Here is an 18,690-nt window from a genome sequence, read left to right as displayed (position 1 = left end):
ATGCTCACCGAAGTCACCGTGGTCCGCTACGCCACGCCCCTGCGGGAGGGCGGATCGCTCCCCGGCCTCGTCGAGGCCGCCGACGGCCGGGGAACGTACGCGCCGTACGTCATGAAGTTCACCGGGGCCGGACAGGGCCGCAAGACGCTCGTCGCCGAGGTGATCTGCGGGCAGCTGGCGCGCGGCCTCGGGCTGCGGGTGCCGGGCCTCGCGCAGGTCTGGCTCGACCCGGTGCTCGGCCTCGGCGAGCCCGATCAGCAGGTGCAGGAGCTGCTCAAGTCGAGCGGCGGACCGAACCTCGGGATGGAGTACCTCTCGGGTGCGCTCGGTTTCGACCCGCTCGCGTACGACGTCGACGCGGCCGAGGCGGGCCGCGTCGTGTGGTTCGACGCGCTCATCAACAACGTGGACCGCTCCTGGCGCAACCCGAACATGCTCCTGTGGCACGGCGACCTGTGGCTCATCGACCACGGCGCGAGCATGATCTGGCACCACAACTGGCGCACCGCCGAGACCGCCGCCGCCAAGCCGTACGACGCGTCCGACCACGCCCTCGCCCCCTTCGGGCCGGACATCGCCACGGCCGCCGCCGAGCTCGCCCCGCTCGTCACCGAGGAGCTGCTCGCCGCCGCCGTGGCCGACGTGCCCGACGCGTGGCTGGTGGACGAGCCGGGCTTCGACGACCCCGACGCCGTACGCCGTGCCTATGTGGCGGCACTGCTGCCGCGCGCCAAGACCATCCACGAACGGATCCAGCTGCCCGAGACCCTGTCCGGGCCGCAGCGGAAGGGTGCCGACCAGTGACCGAGCAGCCACCGCCGACCGCGCGGGACGTCTTCGAGTACGCCCTGGTGCGCGTCGTGCCGCGTGTGGAGCGCGGGGAGCAGTTCAACGCGGGCGTGGTGGTCTACTGCCGGGCCAAGTCCTTCGTGGCCGCCCGTACGCATCTCGACGAGGGCAAGCTGCGGGCCCTGGACCCGGAAGCCGATCTCGGGGGCATCAGGGCCGCGCTCGGCGCCGTGGAGCGGATCTGCGCGGGGGGCGAGGAGGCAGGCCAGGCCGAGCGGGACGACGCCGGACGGCGCTTTCGGTGGCTGATCGCGCCACGCTCGACCGTCGTACAGCCGGGTCCTGTGCACACGGGTCTCACGGCGGATCCTGCCGCAGAGGTGGACCGACTCCTGGACCTCCTGGTCAAGTAAGAATCACACGCACCCGGTGTGCCGTTGACACCGGGTGCCAGGGCTTCTAGCGTCTCGTTCAGCTGAAGGTACTAAGCGGTCGCTCACCAACGGGGCGTACCGTAGAGCCGCATCCCAAGGGCGAGGAGAACCAGCATGTCCACCACTGAGCAGCGCGTCGCGGTCGTGACCGGAGCAGCGCGAGGCATCGGCGCGGCGACCGCCGTGCGTCTGGCCGCCGAAGGCCGCGCCGTCGCGGTGATCGACCTCGACGAGGCCGCCTGCAAGGACACCGTCACGCACATCACCGCTGCCGGTGGCAAGGCGATCGCCGTCGGCTGCGACGTGTCCGACGAGGCTCAGGTCGAGGCGGCCATCGCCCGGATCGCCGACGAGCTCGGCGCGCCCACGATTCTCGTGAACAACGCCGGCGTGCTCCGCGACAACCTCCTCTTCAAGATGAGCGCGGACGACTGGGACATGGTCATGAACGTGCACCTGCGCGGTGCGTTCCTGATGTCCCGCGCGATCCAGAAGCACATGGTGGACGCCAAGTTCGGCCGCATCGTGAACCTCTCCTCGTCCTCCGCGCTCGGCAACCGCGGCCAGGTGAACTACGCCGCGGCCAAGGCGGGACTGCAGGGCTTCACCAAGACCCTCGCCAAGGAGCTCGGCAAGTTCGGCGTCACCGCGAACTCCGTGGCCCCCGGCTTCATCGTCACCGAGATGACCAAGGCCACCGCCGACCGCGTCGGCATGGGCTTCGAGGACTTCCAGGCGGCGGCCGCCACGCAGATCCCGGTACAGCGCGTCGGCCGCCCCGAGGACATCGCCAACGCCATCGCCTTCTTCACGGGCGACGAGGCGGGCTTCGTCTCGGGACAGGTCATGTACGTGGCCGGCGGCCCGCTCAACTAGTTCTTCCCGGAGGGATGCGGAGATGACTGTGCAGGACAGCGGAAAGGCCGCGCTCGTCACGGGCGCGAGCCGCGGCATCGGCTACGGCATCGCGGAGGCGCTCGTCGCCCGCGGTGACCGCGTGTGCATCACCGGACGCAACGAGGACGCGCTGAAGGAGGCCGTCGAGAAGCTCGGCGCCGACCGCGTCATCGGCGTCGCGGGCAAGGCCCACGACGAGGCCCACCAGGCGGTCGCCGTCGAGCGCGCCATGGAGGCCTTCGGACGGGTCGACTTCTTGATCAACAACGCCGGTACGAACCCCGTGTTCGGGCCGATCGCGGAGCTCGACCTCAATGTGGCGCGCAAGGTCTACGAGACCAACGTGATCTCGGCGCTCGGCTTCGCCCAGCAGACCTGGAAGGCCTGGCAGAGCGAGAACGGCGGCGCGATCGTGAACATCGCCTCCGTCGCGGGTGTCGCCCCCTCGCCGTTCATCGGCGCGTACGGCATGAGCAAGGCCGCCATGGTCAACCTCAGCCTGCAGCTCGCGCACGAGTTCGCGCCGAAGGTGCGGGTCAACTCGATCGCGCCCGCCGTGGTCAAGACCAAGTTCGCCCAGGCGCTGTACGAAGGCCGCGAGGAGGAGGCCGCCGCCGCGTACCCGCTGGGACGGCTCGGTGTGCCCGAGGACATCGGGGGCGCCGCCGCGTTCCTCACGTCAAGCCAGTCCGACTGGATCACGGGGCAGACACTCGTGGTCGATGGCGGCATCTTCCTCAATGCGGGCGTCAGCTGACGAAGGCAGAACAATCGCCAGGTACGCCATTCAAAAGGGACGTACACGCGCATCAAGTGCCCCGTCGGCGCCGCGAGTTGGCCCGGCGGGGCATTGCGATATTGTCTCCCGACCCATGGCATGGCCGATCGAGGAGCGTGCGCGTGTTCAGTGAAGTTCGCCTGGTGGCGGCGGCGGGTCTCCGTGGCCTGGCCGGGCTGCCCCGCCGGGGCCTGCGGCCGGCCGCGGCGCTGGTGTCCATATCCCTTCTCTCGGGATGCGGAATCTTCTCGTCGGACGAGTCCGACGAGGAGCGTCAGATCACCGTCGGCACGATGAGTGCTCCCAGTACCCTCGATCCGGCCGCCGCCTGGGACAGCTCCTGGGAGCTGTACCGCAATGTCTTCCAGACGCTCCTGAGCTTCCCCAGCGGGGCGGCCGAGCCCGAGCCGGACGCGGCCGAGTCCTGCAAGTTCACCGACGCGACGAACAAGGTCTTCACCTGCGAGCTGCGGGAGGACCTCAAGTTCTCCAACGGCCACGCGCTCGACGCGAAGGCGGTCAAGTACACCTTCGACCGCATGCGGCGCATCGATGTGGAGGGCGGGCCCGCGGGGCTGCTCGGGTCGCTCGACTCGGTCGAGACGAAGGGCGACCGGACGGTCACGTTCCGGCTCAAGAAGTCGGATGCCACCTTCCCGTTCGTGCTCTCCACGCCCGCCATGTCGATCGTCGACCCCAGCGAGTACCCCGCGGACAAGCTCCGCGAAGGCACCTCGATCGCGGGCTCGGGGCCGTACGACCTGGAGTCGTACAAGGCCGGTGAGCGGGCGGAGCTGGTCAAGAACGGCCACTACAAGGGCGCGGCCGACCGTAAGAACGACGCCGTCACGATCCGCTACTTCAAGAAGTCGGCCACCATGGTCGAGGCCCTGAAGAACAAGCAGATCGATGTCACCTTCCGCGGGCTCGCGGCGGAGGACATCGTCGAGATGCAGGCCAACAAGCACGCGCGCGAGGGCATCCAGCTCGTGGAGGGCTCGGGCACCGAGATCCGCTACCTGGTGTTCAACCCCGATGACCCCTGGGCCAGGAAGAAGCCGGTCCGCCAGGCCTTCGCCCAGGTCATCGACCGCCCGGCCATCGCCCACAAGATCTACCAGGACACCGTCGAGCCGCTGTACTCGATGGTCCCCCAGGGGCTCACCGGGCACGGCACGGGCTTCTTCGACGACTACGGAGACCCCAGCGACAGCAAGGCCGCGAACATCCTCAAGAGCGCGGGCATCAACGAACCCGTGCCGCTCACGCTCTGGTACACGACCGACCGCTACGGTTCGGCGACCGCGGGGGAGTTCAAGGAGATCAAGCGGCAGCTCGAGGACTCGGGCCTGTTCAAGATCACGCTGAAGAGCCGTCCCTGGACCGAGTTCGACGCGGGCACCAAGAAGCGCGAGTACCCGGTCTTCGGCCGTGGCTGGTTCCCCGACTTCCCCGACGCGGAGAACTTCATCGCGCCGTTCATCGGCACGAAGAACGTGCTCAACACGCCTTATCCGTCACGGGAGATCACCGACGAGGTGCTGCCGCGTTCGCGCCGTGAGGCCGACCGGGGCGCGGTGGCCGACGACTTCGAGCGGGCCCAGCAGCTCCTCGTCGACGACGCGCGGCTGCTGCCGCTGTGGCAGGGCAAGCAGTACATCATGGCGAGCGAGGAGATCGCGGGCGGCGAGCGCGCCCTGGACCCCTCGGCGATCATGATGATGTGGGAGTTGCAGCGGAAGACCAGCTGGTAGCGGGAGGCCGCGGGCAGCAGGCGACGGGTCGATTGTCAGTGGCCGCCGGTAGGTTCTGTGGTGAGAAGTGACCGCACACCGGAGGTTGTTGACGTGACCGACATCGCCATGCTGCCCGCGTCCTGGCGCGGAGTCCTCGGCGAGGAGCTGCAGAAGCCCTACTTCAAGGAGCTCACCGATTTCGTCGAGGAAGAGCGGGCGAAGGGGCCCGTCTACCCTCCGCGTGACGAAGTGTTCGCAGCGCTCGACGCGACGCCGTACGACCAGGTCAAGGTCCTTGTCCTCGGCCAGGATCCGTACCACGGCGAGGGGCAGGGGCACGGCCTCTGCTTCTCCGTGCGGCCCGGCGTGAAGACCCCGCCCTCGCTGCGGAACATCTACAAGGAGATGAAGGAGGAGCTCGGCCACCCCGTGCCGGACAACGGCTTTCTGATGCCGTGGGCCCAGCAGGGCGTCCTCCTCCTGAACGCGGTGCTCACGGTCCGCGCGGGAGAGGCCAACTCCCACAAGGGCAAGGGCTGGGAGAAGTTCACCGACGCGGTGATCCGCGCGGTGGCCGAACGCCCCGACCCCGCCGTCTTCGTCCTGTGGGGCAATTACGCCCAGAAGAAGCTCCCGCTCATCGACGAACAGCGGCACGTGGTCGTGAAGGGCGCGCACCCCTCGCCGCTCTCCGCGAAGAGGTTCTTCGGCTCGCGCCCCTTCACGCAGATCGACGAGGCGGTGGCGGCGCAGGGGCACGCGCCGATCGACTGGCGCATTCCGGACCTGGGCTGAGGTCGGCCGATCGACACTGGATCGCGCCTGTCCGTGATTCTCAGCGGGGGCGGATAGCGTCGAGAGCGGTTGCACGATGGGCGTACGAGTGTGGAGGACCCGGTGGCGGAGCAGCAGGAGCAGGCGGCGGAAGACGCCATGATGACCCGGATCGGGCAGGCGGTCATGCTGCACCACGGGGGCGACCGTGAGGAGGCGCAGGGCCGCTTCCTCGGTCTGTGGTCGGAGATCGGCGAGGAGGGCGACCCGCTGCACCGCTGCACGCTCGCGCACTACATGGCGGACACGCAGGAGGACCCTTCGGACGAACTGGCCTGGGATCTGCGGGCGTTGTCGGCGGCGGACGAGCTCACGGACGAGCGCCTGCACGAACACCACGACTCGATCGCGGTCCGCGGCTTCTACCCGTCCCTGCACCTGAACCTCGCCGCGGACTACGCGAAGCTGGGGCGCCCCGAGGCGGCGCGCAACCACATCCGGCGGGCGCGGGGCGCGGTCGGGGCACTGGGGGACGACGGGTACGGGGACGGGATCCGGGCGGCCATCGGGAGACTGGAGCTGCAGCTGGGGGAGGGGAGCGAGGTGGAGTGAGGTCGGGCCGGGGGGCGTGCGCGGTGCGGGTTCAATGACCGTAGGCGTCCTGGCAGATGACTGCCTCGGGGCTGCCCGGCTGCCAGCCGCCGTACTGCTTGCCGAGGGCGCAGAGGTCCGGGGACGTGGGCACGGCGCTGGGAAGGGCGGGCGGTTCGGCGGCCTCGGCTCGGTGGCCGTGGCGGCGCGGGGGTGGGTCCGAGCGCCGCTCGGGGCTCGCCGAGCGGGGTGGTGCGGCGGGGACGGCCGGGGCGGTGCCGGTGGCGCGGGGCGCCGGGTCGCGGGGCGGTCCGATGAGCTCCAGTGCCTCGCGGGCGGGGGCTTCCACGACCCGTGGGCGGGAGTCGCCGTCGGTGCGGGGCGCCGGGGGCGGGGCGCTCGCGGCGGACGGCCCCGGCGCGGGCTGCCGCTCGACGCTCACACAGCCGGACAGGGCGGTGACCGCCACGGAGGCCAGGAGTGTGGCGGTGGTCGTGGTTCGGTGCATTCGCGCAACTCTGAGGGGTGGGGGGTGCTTTCGGCGAGGGAACGGGGGGAAGTTGGCCCGCATGGGTGAGTGCGCCTCTGGCCGGCGGGGGGAGCGGAGGGGGACTGGGGGGGGCGGGGGTCTTGTCTGTGGGTTGCCTCTGCTTCGGCCCGCCGCTTCGCGGCGGATCCATCCCGCCCACCCACCCGATTGCCCGGCAGTATGCTGCTGGGCGGAACTCGTGCGGCGGTAGAGGAGACACAGGACAGTGGTGAAGGTCGGCTGTATCGGACTTGGTGACATCGCGCAGAAGGCGTATCTGCCCGTGCTCACCACCCTGCCGGGGGTCGAACTGCACCTGCAGACGCGCACGCCCGCGACCCTCGCCCGCGTCGCGGGCGTCCACCACATCCCCGACGAGCGCTGCCACACCGACCTGGACGCGCTGCTCGCCCAGGGCATCGACGCCGCCTTCGTGCACGCCTCGACCGCCGCCCACCCGGAGATCGTCACGCGGCTGCTCGAAGCGGGCGTGGCCACCTACGTCGACAAGCCCCTCGCGTACGAGCTCGCCGACTCGGAGCGGCTCGTGCGGCTGGCCGAGGAGCGGGCGGTCAGCCTCGCCGTCGGCTTCAACCGCCGCTTCGCGCCCGGCTACGCGCAGTGCGTCGAGCACCCGCGCGAACTGATCCTGATGCAGAAGAACCGCGTCGGTCTGCCCGAGGACGTGCGCACGCTCGTCCTCGACGACTTCATCCACGTCGTGGACACGCTGCGCTTCCTCGCGCCGGGACCGATCGACCACGTCAGCGTGCGCGCCCGCGTCCAGGACGGGCTCATGGAGCATGTCGTGCTGCAGCTGGCGGGGGACGGGTTCACCGCGCTCGGTGTGATGAACCGGCTCAGCGGTTCCACCGAGGAGATCCTCGAGGTGTCGGGCCAGGACACCAAGCGGCAGGTGCTCAACCTCGCCGAGGTCATCGACCACAAGGGCCAGCCCAGCGTGCGGCGGCGCGGCGACTGGGTGCCGGTGGCCAGGCAGCGCGGCATCGAGCAGGTGGTGCTCGCGTTCCTCGACGCCGTGCGCGCGGGCAAGGTGCTCAGCGCCCGGGATGCGCTGGCGACCCATGAGCTGTGCGAGCGTGTGGTCCGTGCGGCTCAGGAGCAGGCTGCCTGAGCCGCCCCTTCGCGGGCCCCCGCAGGGAACGCATGCCCTCGGCCGCGCACAGCACCGTGAGCACGCCGAGGGCCGCGTGCACGGGCCAGTCGCCCAGCCTGACGTACGGCGTGACGCCCTCGGCCAGCGGTATGTCGTACGTCGCCGTGGTGCTCGCCGAGGTGCCGAGCGGCGCTCCGACCCGCTCGCCGCCCGCGGCGTACACCGCGGAGACGCCGGTGAGCGTGGCGTGCACCATGGGGCGGCCGGTCTCGGCGGCCCGCACCGCCGCGAGCGAGGCGTGCTGCTCGGGCGCCCAGCTCGACTGGAACGTCGACGTGGACGACTGCGCGAGCAGCAACTGGGCGCCCTCGCGCGTCAGATGACGGCTCATGTCGGGGAACGCCGACTCGAAGCACACCAGCGGACCGACCTTCAGGCCGTCCCCGACCTTCATCACCACCGGACGCTCACCGCGCCTGCGGTCCTCGCCCGCCGCCTTGCCCACGGACGTCGCCCAGCCGAGGAGCGAGCGGGCGGGGACGTACTCGCCGAAGGGGACGAGCCGCATCTTGTCGTAGCGGTCGCCGGTCGGGCCCTCGGGGCCCACGAGGACGGAGCTCTTGAAGATGCCCGGCTGATCGGAGCGGCGGGCGTCCACGTTCACCAGGATGTCGGCGCTGACCTCCTGGGACAGCGCGGCTATCCGCCGGGCGACGTCCGGGCGTTCCGCGAGGTCGTAGCCGACGCTGCTCTCGCCCCAGACGACGAGGTCCAGGTCCCGCCCCGCAAGACCGCGGGTCAGTTCCTCCTCGCGCGCGAGCCGCTTGTCGGCGCTGCCGACCCCGTCGATGACACCCGGCTGGACGACGGCCACGCGCATCCGGCCCGCGGGCTCGGGGCGCGGCGCCCACGCCCAGGCGGACGTGGCCACGGCGGCCACGGCCACGAGCCCGGCGGTGGCGGGGAGCGCCCTGGCGGCGGCCGTACGTGACGTACCGGGCGGGCGTGCGACGGCGAGGGGCGCGACGGCGTGGGGCGCGACGAGCGCCGCGATCCCGGTGTTGACGGTGACGATCAGGGCGCTGACAAGCCACACCCCGCCCACCGACATCAGGCGCAGGGCGGGCTCGACCTGCCACTGACTGGAGCCGAGCAGCCCCCACGGGCCGCCGAGCCCCTCCCAGGACCTGACCAGTTCGACCATCAGCCAGCCGGACGGCAGGACGACCAGCGCGGCCGCGGTCCGCCCCGGTGAGAGCGCCCCGCCCAGGAGGCGCCGCACCAGCCAGCCCCACGGCGCCCACAACAGGCCGAGCAGCGCGGCGATGACGAGGGTGAACACATGCAGGCTCGGCAGCAGCCAGTGATGCACCGCCACCATGAACCCGATACCGCCGAGCCATCCGTCGAGCGCAGCCCTGCGCCCGCTCTCCGCCGAGCGGGCAAGGAGGATCCAGGGCACGAGCGCGACGTACGCGAACCACCACAGCGACGGGGCGGGGAAGGCGAGGGCGGGCAGCGCGCCGGCGACGACGGCGAGGACGCCGCGCCATCGGGCCGATGCGAGCAGCCCCGTCGCCGAGGTGGCCGTCCCGGCCGAGGTGGCTGAGGGGCGTGGCCACCGCCGGTCCCGGTCGTCGCTGAGCGGATCCATGCAGCGCCTCCCTCGGTCCCCGACGCCCCGGTCGTGCCTCCAGTGTGCGCGCCCCGGACGATCTAGGACAGTGCGCCTGCCGTGCGTCTTCTCAGCCCGGCGTGCGGGTCCGTGCTCGCTGCTGTGTCCGGCGCCACTTCTCCTGCACGGTCACCTGGCGCAGCTGCCAGCCCTCGTGCGTACGCAGCGCCGAGAAGGCGTAGCGGCCGCCGCAGATGAAGTCCGGGGCCGAGGACGCCGCGCCGCCCCCGTCGTCGCCCTCACCCCCGTCCCCGCGTGAGGTGAAGCGCATCGGGTTCACGTAGTCGGCCTGGACCTGCGCGGTGTCGCCGATGTCCTGGTCGAGTGTCCCGAACCGCAGCCTCCTGTTGACGATCAGATGCTGGCGCATCGGGAAGAGCTCCATCGTCCCGGCCAGCCACTCGGCCACCTCGGCGGCGCTCGCGTCGACACCGCCCGCCGAGCTGTAGTCGGCGCGTCCGTCCGGGGTGAAGAGCTGCCGGTAGGCGTCCCAGTCGCCGTCGTCGACGGTCACTGCGTACTCGGTGATGAGGGAGTCGATGGCCAACCGGTCCATCACGGCGGCGAGTTCCACGCGCTGCGTCATCGGGTCAGTGTTGGGCACAGGGGGTTCCCAGCCAAGAGGCGTGCAGGAACGTGCCGGAAAGGGTGCGGGAACGCGGCGCGTATCGATCGGTCGGTGGGGGGGCGGGGGCGGGGGCAACTGCCGTACGATGCCCGGCAGTTGGCGGTTCGTAGGAGCATGGACGCTCCGAGCTGGGAGGGAGGCCCGGTGAAGAACGAGCAGCGCATCGCGGCATACAAACGGCAGGGCAACCGCAAGGACCTGACGGGACGGCAGAAGCGCCGCATCGCGAGGAAGGCGCGTCAGGGCAAGGGGTGACGCGCCAGGTGAGCCCGCACACCCGCGGCGTACTGATCGACGTCGGCGGTGTGCTCGTCCGCGAGTACCTGCCCGGCGTCGCGGCTGCCTGGGGCAGGCGGCTGGGCCTTCCGGCCGCCGCCTTCATGGCCGCCCTGTACGAGGGCAACGACTCCGGGGTCCTCATCGGCCGCGTCAGCGAGAACGCGTGGTGGGAGACCGTCCGGGGGCGGCTCCGCGCGGGGCCGGAGGTGATCGCCGAGCTGCGCGGGGACCTGGCGTCCAGGGAGAGCTGGGACGAGGAGCTGGTGGCGTGCCTGCGCGGCCTGCGGAGGCGGGGTGTCCCGACGGCGGTGGTCAGCAACACCTGGCCCGGCCTGCGTGAACGGATGTCGGCCGGGGGTCTGCTGGACGTCGCCGACCACCTCGTCCTGTCCTGCGAGGCCGGATGCGCCAAACCGGACCGGCGGATCTACGAGATCGCACTGCGGCTGATCGCCGTGGAGCCCGCGCAGGCACTGTTCATCGACGACACTCCCGGCAATGTCGTGGCGGCGCGGGCGCTGGGGATGGCAGGGCACGTGCACACCGGCACGGCGGAAACCCTCGCCCGCATAGAGGAGTTCACGGCCTAGGCCGCTTTGACGACCTCTTCGCGCACGGCGGCAGCCCACTCCGTCACCAACTGTTCGTACTCACGGCGCTGTTCGGCCGAGAGACGTCCTCCGGCGCGCATCCACAGACCGCGGATTCGCTCGTTCAATTCCGCGGCGGACCGTGCGGAACCACGGGGCTGAGGGGTTAAGGGCATGCGTCAAGCCTAGGGGATAGCTACGACAATCGGAACTCTCAGCTACTGGGCAGATCCTCCAAGTGAGCGGATGTACAAGCGGCCGGGCCCGTCACACGCCGTCACCCGTACGGCGCAACACCGGGCGGTCCCCGGCCGTGGCCCCTGATATCCAGGGGAGAAGGGACGCGCCGGAAGCCGCGCGCCGTGGGGGATTCATCGCCCTGACGCCGTAGTGGCGGCCGGGGCCCACCGAGTGGAGGACCACTCATGTCCCAGTACATCAGTCTCTCCGTGGACTTCACCCAGGGGCTCAACGACGCCTGGTCGAAGGTCGCGCAATTCGTGCCGAAGCTGATCGGCTTCCTGGTCGTCCTGGCCATCGGCTGGTTCGTGTCGAAGATGATCGCCAAGGTCCTCGACCGGGTTCTGCGCAAGGTCGGATCCGAGCGGCTCGCCGAACGTGCGGGCGCGTCCCGGATGTTCGCGAACTCCAAGTACGACATGACGGGGATCGTCTGCAAGGTCGTGTACTTCGCCCTGCTCCTGGTCACCCTGCAGATCGCCTTCGGCGTCTTCGGGAGCAACCCGGTCTCCAACATGCTCGACGGCATCGTCGCCTGGATCCCGCGCGCCGTCGTCGCCATCGTCCTGATGGTCGTCGCCATGGCGGTGGCCAACGTCGTACGCGACATCGTCACCAGCGCCCTGTCCTCGATGTCGTACGGGAAGACCATCGGCACGATCGTCTGGGCCTGCATCGTCGCGCTCGGCGTGATCGCGGCCCTCGGTCAGGCGGGCATCGCCACGACGGTCACCCAGCCCGTCCTGTACGCCGCGCTCGCGGCCGGCGCGGGAATCCTGATCGTCGGCGTGGGTGGTGGCCTCATCGGCCCGATGCGGCAGCGCTGGGAGCGCTGGCTGAGCACGGCGGAGGTCGAGACGGCCAAGGCGCGCGGCAGCGTCAGCGCCTACCAGGCCGGCCGGCAGGACGCGATGGCCAACCAGCCCGTGCAGGAGCGCGAGCGCAGCGACATGCGCGGTGACATGCGGGGTGACATGCGCGGTGACACGGGCAGCCACCTGCGTGGCGACATGCGCGACGACATGTGACCAGGCCGACCGCCTCCGGGTCCTGACCGGCTTCCCGGTCAGGACCCGGAGGACTCCGGCACCAGGTCGTGCCGCCTCACAAGCCAGGAGATGGCGGTGAGGCGGCACACCGCGTAGTCATGACCCACCGGCTCGCGCCACCCGTTCTCGGCCAGCGCGTCGAGGAACCCCAGGGCGTAGTCCGAGAGGATCTCCGGGTCCGGCGCAGGCGGCACGAGCCCGGCCCCGCCCATCTCCAACCGGTCCCGCAGCTCCGCGACGTGCTGGTCCACGGCGGCCGTGAAACCGGGCTCGAAGGCGAACTCGGCGAAGCGCGGGGCGTACGAGGCGCTGATGCGGGCGAGGGGCGACATCCCATCACCGTAGGACGGCCAAACCCTCCTGAAGAGGGTCTTTCGGCATGCCATTGGTCACAACGCCCCCGGCCGGGGCCGGTTCGGAACTCAGCCCGCGGACTCTCCGGCGTGCGGGCTGAGCACGCCCGCGCCGACGAGGGCGAAGAGGACGATGCCGAGCAGGATCCGGTAGTACACGAACGGCATGAAGCTCTTGGTCGTAATGAACTTCATGAACCACGCAATTACGGCATATCCGACAATGAAGGCGATGATCGTCGCGAAGATCGTCGGCCCCCAGGACACATGCCCGCCCTCGCCCGCGTCCTTGAGCTCGAAGGCGCCGGAGGCGAGGACGGCCGGGATGGCGAGCAGGAACGAGTAGCGGGCCGCTGCCTCGCGGGTGTAGCCCATGAGCAGGCCGCCGCTGATGGTGGCGCCGGAGCGGGAGACGCCCGGGATCAGGGCCATCGCCTGGCAGATGCCGAAGATCAGGCCGTCGCGGACGCCCAGCTCCTTCAGGCTCTTGCGCTCCTTGACGGCGCGGTGCTTGGCGCCGGTCTCGTCGCGGGCCGCGAGGCGGTCGGCGATGCCGAGGACGATGCCCATCACGATCAGCGTCGTGGCGATGAGCCGCAGATCGCGGAACGGACCCTCGATCTGGTCCTTGAAGGTGACGCCGAGCACGCCGATCGGGATCGAGCCGACGATGACGAGCCAGCCCATCTGCGCGTCGTGGTCCGAGCGTGGCACCTTGCCGAAGAGGGAGCCGAACCACGCGGAGATGATCCGTGCGATGTCCTTGCGGAAGTAGATCAGCACGGCGGCCTCGGTGCCGATCTGGGTGATCGCGGTGAACGCGGCCCCCGGATCGTGCCAGCCCGCGAACGCCGCGGTCAGCCGCAGATGCGCGCTGGACGAGATCGGGAGGAACTCGGTCAGTCCCTGGACGAGCCCGAGGATGAAGGATTCAAGCCAAGACATGGAAACTGCGCCGTCCAAGTACGGATCATGGGCTGCGGGTGCGGTCATGTGATGGGAGATACGGGAAGTGTGAGAGCGAGGGGTGATCACTCCCTTGCCGTGGGGCAGCGTAGCGTCACTTGGTTACGAGACCGCCGGAGGGCCGCCGTCCGCGGGGCGGTGGCCCTCCGTGCCGCTGGTCCGCCTCAGTCCCCGTACATCCGGATCGACGACGGCATGATGCTGCCGTGGTTCACCTCGAAGCGTGCGCCCGCCCCGAACGTCGGAAGGACGGCGTCGACGAAGGGCACCACGTCCACCGACGAGATCAGTGCCGACTCGGCGCGGCTCCAGGTGGGGCAGCCCGTGGTGCCCGGCATGCGCGAGGCCTTGTCGGCGAGGGTCGCGTACGCCTTGTTGTCGATGTGGGCGAAGTTCGTGCCGTCAGGGGGCTTCGGCCCGGAGACGAAGGGCCTGAGCTGGGGCGGCAGCCCCAGGCCGAGCGGCAGGACGGCCGCGTCCCAGGACGCGTTGCCCGCGACCACCTGGTTGATGCCGGTGTTGTCGATCCCGCGGATCGTCACGTCGGCCCCCACCTCCTGCCATGCCTCCTGGATCAACTCGGCCGCGGACGCGGCCGGCTGCCCGATCAGGCTGGGATAGACGAGGGTCAGGGCGAGGCGCTTGCCGTCCTTCACGCGTACTCCGTCGGCGTTCTCCTTCCAGCCCGCCCTGTCCAGGAGGGACTTGGCCGCGCGCACGTCGTGGGCCGGCAGCTTCCCGGCCACCGTGTTGTCCTTGCAGGCCTTCGGGTCGATGGTGATGAGCCCTCGCGAGGGCTTGCCGGTCCCGGCGGTGAGCACCTTGCCGATGTCGCCCAGGTCGACGGCCTGGGCGAGGGCGCGCCGCACCGACTCGTCCCGTGTCGGGCGCCCCGGAGCGTGGTGGAACCACATCTCGCCCCGAGCGGAGGCCGAGTCGGCATGGAACTGGCCGCGGCCGAGGAGGCGCTGCTGGTCGGGTCCGCCGAGGCCGGCGGCGTTCAGTTCGCCGGACAGGAGCAGATTGGCCGCGGTGGTCTCGTTGGCGACGACGCGGATGTGGACCTTGTCCGGCAGGCCCTTCTCTGCCTTTGCCGGCTGCCGCGCGCCCGGGCCCCACACGTAGTCCTCGCGCCGGGTCAGCGTGTAGTGATCGCCCGGGACCGCCTCGGTGAGGGTGAACATGCCGGTGCCGTGCTGCCCCTTGGCGACCGCTCCACGGTCGTCCATGCCCTTGCCGCAGACCATCGGCACACTGCCGATGTTGCGCAGCAGGAAGGCGTCGGGGACCTTGCTGGTGACGGTGATCTCACGGGTTCCGGCATCGGCCTCCACCGTGGTGCCCGGGTTCACGTAAAGACCGGCCAGCGGTGACCTGTTCTTCGGGTCGGCCACGAACGCGATGTTCGCCGCCACGTCCCGGACGGTCAGCGGTGCACCGTCCGCGCAGGTGACGCCAGGGCGCAGGGTGAAGCGGGCGGTGGTGGTGTCCGCCTGCCACTTCTCGGCGAGGCCCGAGGTCACGCCGCCGTCCCTCGCCACGTGGATCAACGGGTCGTAGAGGAAGCGGTCGACCTGGATGGCGGCCGCCATGACGGTCATCGCCGGGTCGAGCGTGCCGGGATCGGACGGCATCGCCATGGTGAAGCTCCTGCCGTCGGCCGGGCTGCCGCCCGAGGCCGCCGGGCCGCCGGCGTTCGACGCCCCGCCGCAACCGGTGAGGACCAGAGCGGCGGCGCCGATGACCGCCGCGGCGATCCGCGCAGATCTCATCGCGGACCTGGACCTCGTCGCAGATCTCATCCGTGTCTCCCTGCGGGTCGGTGGTGTACGGGCGGCGGGCGCCGCCGCGGGGCGTGCTGCGTCCGTGTGCACCCGGCTCTCTTCCGGCTTCCGTTCGGGGCTTGGGGGCTCAGGCGGCGTACGCGCGCAGGTGCTCGAGCTCGCTCACGGCCCTCACGGCGACACCCTGCGGTCGGCCCGCCCGGTGTGCAGGAACTGCGCGTGGCCCTCGCCGTCGTCGCCGACGAAGGAGTGCAGCCGGTGCATGCCCTGCTCGGGTTCCGCGGCGATCAGCGTGCCCTCACCCGCGGCCACCAGCTCGATCCGCTCCGGCACGCCGCCGATCTCGGCGAAGATCCCCTTCGGGGTCCGCTCGGCCCAGACCCGGCCATCGGCGTCCTGGCTGATCACCGTGTCGGCGGCCGACGACGCGTACGTCCCGACGTACCGGGACGCGTCGACGCTCGGCGCCTCGGGGTCCGGCACCGGCAGTGCGGGCAGTTCGATGCCGGCGAGGTCGCGCAGGACGCGGCCGACGATCTCCGTATACAGCGCGACCGGGTCACCGCCGTTGGTCAGGACCGCCACCGCGATGTCGTGCTCCGGCACGGCGCGCAGGAACGCTGACTGGCCGATGGTGCCGCCGTCGTGGCCGACGACGGTGCCGCCGGGGAAGTCGAAGATCTCCCAGCCGAGGCCCCAGGAGTCGCCCATGAGCCCCAAGGGCGGCACGTCCACCTGCGGTTGGCGCATGGCTCGCGCGCTGCCGGCGCCGAGCACCCGCGAGCCGTCGGGGCCAAGGCCGTCGGCCAGGTGCATCCGGGCGAACGTCAGCAGGTCGCGGGGCCGCATGGCGAGCATCGCGCCCGCCGCGGCGTTCGAGCGGGCCAGTGCCCACACCGGCGCGGGCCGGGGATCCGCGTCCGGGGTGGCCCGGAGGTGGCCGACCGCGGCCCGGTGCAGGATCGCCTCGTACGGTCCGGTGGCCGCGTGGGTGAGTCCGAGCGGGGTGAAGAGGTGCTCGCGCAGACACGCGTCGTACGGCTTCTCGCGCAGCACTTCGACGATCCGGCCGAGCACGCAGTAGGCGGCGTTGTTGTACGAGAACCGCGCGCCCGGCGCGAACAGTTGAGGCGTGTCCCCGAGCGTGGCGACGAACTTCTCCAGGCAGTCGTCGCCCTGGCCGGTGTCGGTGAAGAAGTCGCCCTCGAATCCGGAGACATGGCACATCAGCTGCCGGACGGTGATGCGGACGGCTGCCTCGTCGTCGGCGATCTTGAAGTCCGGCAGGTGGTCGCGCACGGGGGCGTCGAGATCCAGCTTTCCCTCGTCGACGAGTTGCATCGCGAGAGTCGCCGTCCAGACCTTGGTGATGGATCCGATCTGGAACACGGAGTCCGGTGTCGCCGCGACCCCGGTGTCCTTGCTGAGCACGCCCGCGGCGGCGTCGATCACCACGTCACCGAGGCTCACGGCCACGGCGGCACCCGGTACCTGGTTCTCGTCGAGCAGCGCCGCCAGGCGCTCGGTCAACCAGGCCTGGAACGCGTCGAGTTGTGACCGTGGTTCGCCCTGAGACGGTGGTGATGGTGCCTTCGGCATGCGTCTCCCTCGTACCTCGTCCATGGGATGGGTCGGTCATGGGGTGGGATGGGTCGGTCGAACTGGCAGCGAGGCTAGGCCGCGGGCCCCGCGCGGCGATTCGTCCGCGCGCACCATGCGGGAGGCCTCGTTCATCGACGGGCACCAAACCGGTGGGGCGAGCTGCTAGGACCGTCGCGTGTGCGGCCACAGACGCAGTTGCAGCATGGCGGCGAAGCGCGCGTCGGTGTCCGTCAGATCGAGGCCGCCCACTTCCGCGAGCCGTCGCAGCCGGTAGCGGAAGGTGTTCGGGTGCACATGGACGGCGGCGGACGCCGTGGCGACGTCGCCGAACGCGTCGAGCCACGCCCGCAGCGTCTCGACGAGACAGGTGTGGTGCGCCGCGTCGTACGCGCCGAGCCGGGCCACGGGGCCGGACGGCGGGTCGCCGCGTTCGGCGATCACGTCCGTGAGTTCAAGGAGCAACGACTCGACGAGTACGTCGGTGATGCGGGCCACCGAGCGGTTCCCCTCGCCCGCCCGCAGCACCCGCAGCGCCCGGTCGGCGCCCGCCCGTGACGCGGGCAGCGCGGCGCTCTCCGGCGCCGGAGAGCCGACCCCGACGAGCAACTCCTGTCGCGCGCCCACGCGTTCCAGGAACTCCTCGGCGACCCGGGCGGCCCGCTCCTCGGCATCGGGCCGCCCGGCGGGGGCCGGGACGATGCCGTAGACGACGTCACCGACGAGCGCGGCGGCCGAGCGGGGGTGGACGGCGGTCAGATGCATCGCGAACGCGTCGGCGAGGCGCTGCCGTTCGGCCACGTACCGGGCGTGCCGCGCGGCTGACCTGTCGCCATCCGCGCGGTCGGCGAAGGCAAGGGCGAGCACCACGCCCGGCTGTTCGGCGAGCCCGAGGCGGGCGACGGCCTCGGCGGCGCCAGGGCCGCCCTCCAGGGCCGTGCCCACCAGGTCGGCGCGCAGCCTTCGTTCGACGTCGGCGCCCGCGCGCAGCCGCAGCAGATGCAGCGCGACCAGCTTGGCGGCGTCGCGCAGTGCCTGGTCGCGCTCGGCGCTCAGCGGTCCGTGGACCGCGGCCCAGATGGAGCCGAGTATCTCGTCGCCGGCGCGGACGGCGAGGGCCACGCGCGGCAGGCTGAGGGCGCCGCCCTCCACCTCCACGAGGGGCTCCACGTAGACGGGCCGGTCGCTGCGGTACATGGCCTGGAAGACACCGCGCTCCTCCAGGACGCGCGTGTAGCGTTCGGGCACCTGGCGGCCGAGGATGGTCTCGACGCGCGAGGGGTCGGCCTCGTCCTGCCGCCCGGAGAAGGCGAGCACCCGCCAGCTGCGGTCCTCGATGGTGACGGGCGCGTCAAGGAGCGCCCCGACGGCGTTGGCCAGCGCGAACAGGTCCCCGGACGACACCCCGCCCAGGGTCTCGTGTCCCCTCTCCCCGACATCCCCCTCCGCGATGAGCGCACGCAGCATCGCGGCGAGCTGCGCCCACGAGGCGCCGCGTGTCAGGCCGAGCAGCGCGACCCCGGTCCGCCGCACCGCCTCGGTGACCTTCTCGTCGGCGGCGACCGGCGCACGGACGACGAGCCCCGCGGCGCCCTGCGCGGCGATGGCGTCGAGCAACTGGACGATCTGCACCGGATCTTGTACGGCGACGCCGAGCACGAGCGCCTGCGGGGGCGGCACCGGTTCGTCGTGTGGGTCGTGGATGACGATGCCGCCGATGTCGTCGGCGCCGTCGGGGTCGCCGCACACGAGGTCCAGGAGGGTGGGGCCCAGATCCTCGAGGACGCGCCGGAGACTGGCTCGGGGGTGGGTGGTCACCGGGATGAGCACGCTTCCTCCCATGGATGGCGAGAACCGGCTTCGTTTTTTACGGCTTCTTATG

At 71.1% G+C, this 18,690-nt stretch carries 20 protein-coding genes; 11 read left to right on the top strand and 9 right to left on the bottom strand.

Annotated elements, in window-relative coordinates; all coding sequences use genetic code 11:
• The 7 genes from E5671_RS10880 (at position 1) to E5671_RS10850 (ending at position 6,020) form a co-directional block, all read left to right on the top strand.
• Complete coding sequence (locus tag E5671_RS10880) at positions 1-804, top strand: HipA family kinase (RefSeq protein ID WP_160503645.1); 804 nt, start codon at positions 1-3, stop codon at positions 802-804.
• Complete coding sequence (locus E5671_RS10875) at positions 801-1,202, top strand: DUF3037 domain-containing protein (protein WP_160503644.1); 402 nt, start codon at positions 801-803, stop codon at positions 1,200-1,202. The genes E5671_RS10880 and E5671_RS10875 overlap by 4 nt, the downstream gene beginning before the upstream one ends.
• A gap of 135 nt (positions 1,203-1,337) precedes the next feature.
• Positions 1,338-2,099, top strand: coding sequence for a 3-oxoacyl-ACP reductase FabG (gene fabG / locus E5671_RS10870; protein WP_160503643.1), 762 nt, complete (start codon positions 1,338-1,340; stop codon positions 2,097-2,099).
• 22 nt (positions 2,100-2,121) lie between these two features.
• On the top strand, positions 2,122-2,877 hold the full coding sequence (locus tag E5671_RS10865; protein ID WP_160503642.1) for an SDR family oxidoreductase: 756 nt from the start codon (positions 2,122-2,124) through the stop codon (positions 2,875-2,877).
• A gap of 164 nt (positions 2,878-3,041) precedes the next feature.
• Positions 3,042-4,652 carry an ABC transporter substrate-binding protein gene (locus E5671_RS10860; protein WP_443032784.1) on the top strand — a complete coding sequence of 537 codons (1,611 nt, stop codon included), beginning with the start codon at positions 3,042-3,044 and terminating at the stop codon, positions 4,650-4,652.
• A gap of 93 nt (positions 4,653-4,745) precedes the next feature.
• The gene (ung, locus tag E5671_RS10855; RefSeq protein ID WP_160503641.1) at positions 4,746-5,429 is read left to right on the top strand and encodes a uracil-DNA glycosylase; all 684 of its coding nucleotides are present in this window, start codon (positions 4,746-4,748) and stop codon (positions 5,427-5,429) included.
• A gap of 102 nt (positions 5,430-5,531) precedes the next feature.
• Entirely contained in the window at positions 5,532-6,020 is a 489-nt protein-coding gene (locus tag E5671_RS10850; RefSeq protein WP_160503640.1) for a tetratricopeptide repeat protein, read from the top strand.
• 31 nt (positions 6,021-6,051) lie between these two features.
• Here E5671_RS10850 and E5671_RS10845 read toward each other — a convergent pair whose 3' ends face one another.
• Positions 6,052-6,507 (bottom strand): hypothetical protein, encoded by a 456-nt coding sequence (locus E5671_RS10845; RefSeq protein WP_160503639.1) that lies wholly within the window; start codon positions 6,505-6,507, stop codon positions 6,052-6,054.
• 250 nt (positions 6,508-6,757) lie between these two features.
• Here E5671_RS10845 and E5671_RS10840 point away from each other — a divergent pair, with 250 nt between their 5' ends.
• Entirely contained in the window at positions 6,758-7,663 is a 906-nt protein-coding gene (locus tag E5671_RS10840) for a Gfo/Idh/MocA family oxidoreductase (protein ID WP_160510112.1), read from the top strand.
• Here the strand turns inward: E5671_RS10840 and lnt are convergent.
• Together lnt and E5671_RS10830 are read right to left on the bottom strand one after the other, a co-directional pair.
• On the bottom strand, positions 7,587-9,299 hold the full coding sequence (gene lnt, locus E5671_RS10835) for an apolipoprotein N-acyltransferase (protein WP_160503638.1): 1,713 nt from the start codon (positions 9,297-9,299) through the stop codon (positions 7,587-7,589). The genes E5671_RS10840 and lnt overlap by 77 nt on opposite strands.
• Before the next feature lie 91 nt (positions 9,300-9,390).
• Positions 9,391-9,906 (bottom strand): nuclear transport factor 2 family protein, encoded by a 516-nt coding sequence (locus E5671_RS10830; RefSeq protein ID WP_160503637.1) that lies wholly within the window; start codon positions 9,904-9,906, stop codon positions 9,391-9,393.
• A gap of 156 nt (positions 9,907-10,062) precedes the next feature.
• Between E5671_RS10830 and E5671_RS46180 the strand changes: the two genes are divergently transcribed.
• Together E5671_RS46180 and E5671_RS10825 are read left to right on the top strand one after the other, a co-directional pair.
• Positions 10,063-10,203 (top strand): hypothetical protein, encoded by a 141-nt coding sequence (locus E5671_RS46180; protein ID WP_237330154.1) that lies wholly within the window; start codon positions 10,063-10,065, stop codon positions 10,201-10,203.
• A gap of 8 nt (positions 10,204-10,211) precedes the next feature.
• Positions 10,212-10,817 (top strand): HAD-IA family hydrolase, encoded by a 606-nt coding sequence (locus E5671_RS10825; protein WP_160503636.1) that lies wholly within the window; start codon positions 10,212-10,214, stop codon positions 10,815-10,817.
• Here E5671_RS10825 and E5671_RS10820 read toward each other — a convergent pair.
• Entirely contained in the window at positions 10,814-10,945 is a 132-nt protein-coding gene (locus E5671_RS10820) for a hypothetical protein (RefSeq protein ID WP_443032593.1), read from the bottom strand. The two genes, E5671_RS10825 and E5671_RS10820, sit on opposite strands and share 4 nt — an antisense overlap.
• Positions 10,946-11,242: 297 nt before the next feature.
• Here E5671_RS10820 and E5671_RS10815 point away from each other — a divergent pair, with 297 nt between their 5' ends.
• On the top strand, positions 11,243-12,085 hold the full coding sequence (locus E5671_RS10815) for a mechanosensitive ion channel family protein (protein ID WP_160503634.1): 843 nt from the start codon (positions 11,243-11,245) through the stop codon (positions 12,083-12,085).
• Between the two features lie 38 nt (positions 12,086-12,123).
• Here E5671_RS10815 and E5671_RS10810 read toward each other — a convergent pair whose 3' ends face one another.
• The 5 genes from E5671_RS10810 to E5671_RS10790 form a co-directional block, all read right to left on the bottom strand.
• Positions 12,124-12,438 (bottom strand): DUF6401 family natural product biosynthesis protein, encoded by a 315-nt coding sequence (locus E5671_RS10810; RefSeq protein WP_160503633.1) that lies wholly within the window; start codon positions 12,436-12,438, stop codon positions 12,124-12,126.
• A 90-nt stretch (positions 12,439-12,528) separates the two neighbouring features.
• Positions 12,529-13,404, bottom strand: coding sequence for an undecaprenyl-diphosphate phosphatase (locus tag E5671_RS10805; RefSeq protein WP_160503632.1), 876 nt, complete (start codon positions 13,402-13,404; stop codon positions 12,529-12,531).
• Positions 13,405-13,589: 185 nt separating this feature from the next.
• The gene (locus E5671_RS10800) at positions 13,590-15,197 is read right to left on the bottom strand and encodes an ABC transporter substrate-binding protein (RefSeq protein WP_160503631.1); all 1,608 of its coding nucleotides are present in this window, start codon (positions 15,195-15,197) and stop codon (positions 13,590-13,592) included.
• Positions 15,198-15,380: 183 nt separating this feature from the next.
• Positions 15,381-16,808: a serine hydrolase domain-containing protein gene (locus E5671_RS10795; protein ID WP_160503630.1), complete on the bottom strand. Its 1,428-nt coding sequence runs from the start codon at positions 16,806-16,808 to the stop codon at positions 15,381-15,383.
• A gap of 165 nt (positions 16,809-16,973) precedes the next feature.
• The gene (locus tag E5671_RS10790; RefSeq protein WP_336605730.1) at positions 16,974-18,638 is read right to left on the bottom strand and encodes a PucR family transcriptional regulator; all 1,665 of its coding nucleotides are present in this window, start codon (positions 18,636-18,638) and stop codon (positions 16,974-16,976) included.
• Between the last annotated feature and the right edge of the window lie 52 nt (positions 18,639-18,690).

The sequence above is a fragment of the Streptomyces sp. BA2 genome (genome assembly GCF_009769735.1).
Lineage (GTDB): Bacteria > Actinomycetota > Actinomycetes > Streptomycetales > Streptomycetaceae > Streptomyces.
This window is presented reverse-complemented; position numbering and strand designations above follow the sequence as displayed.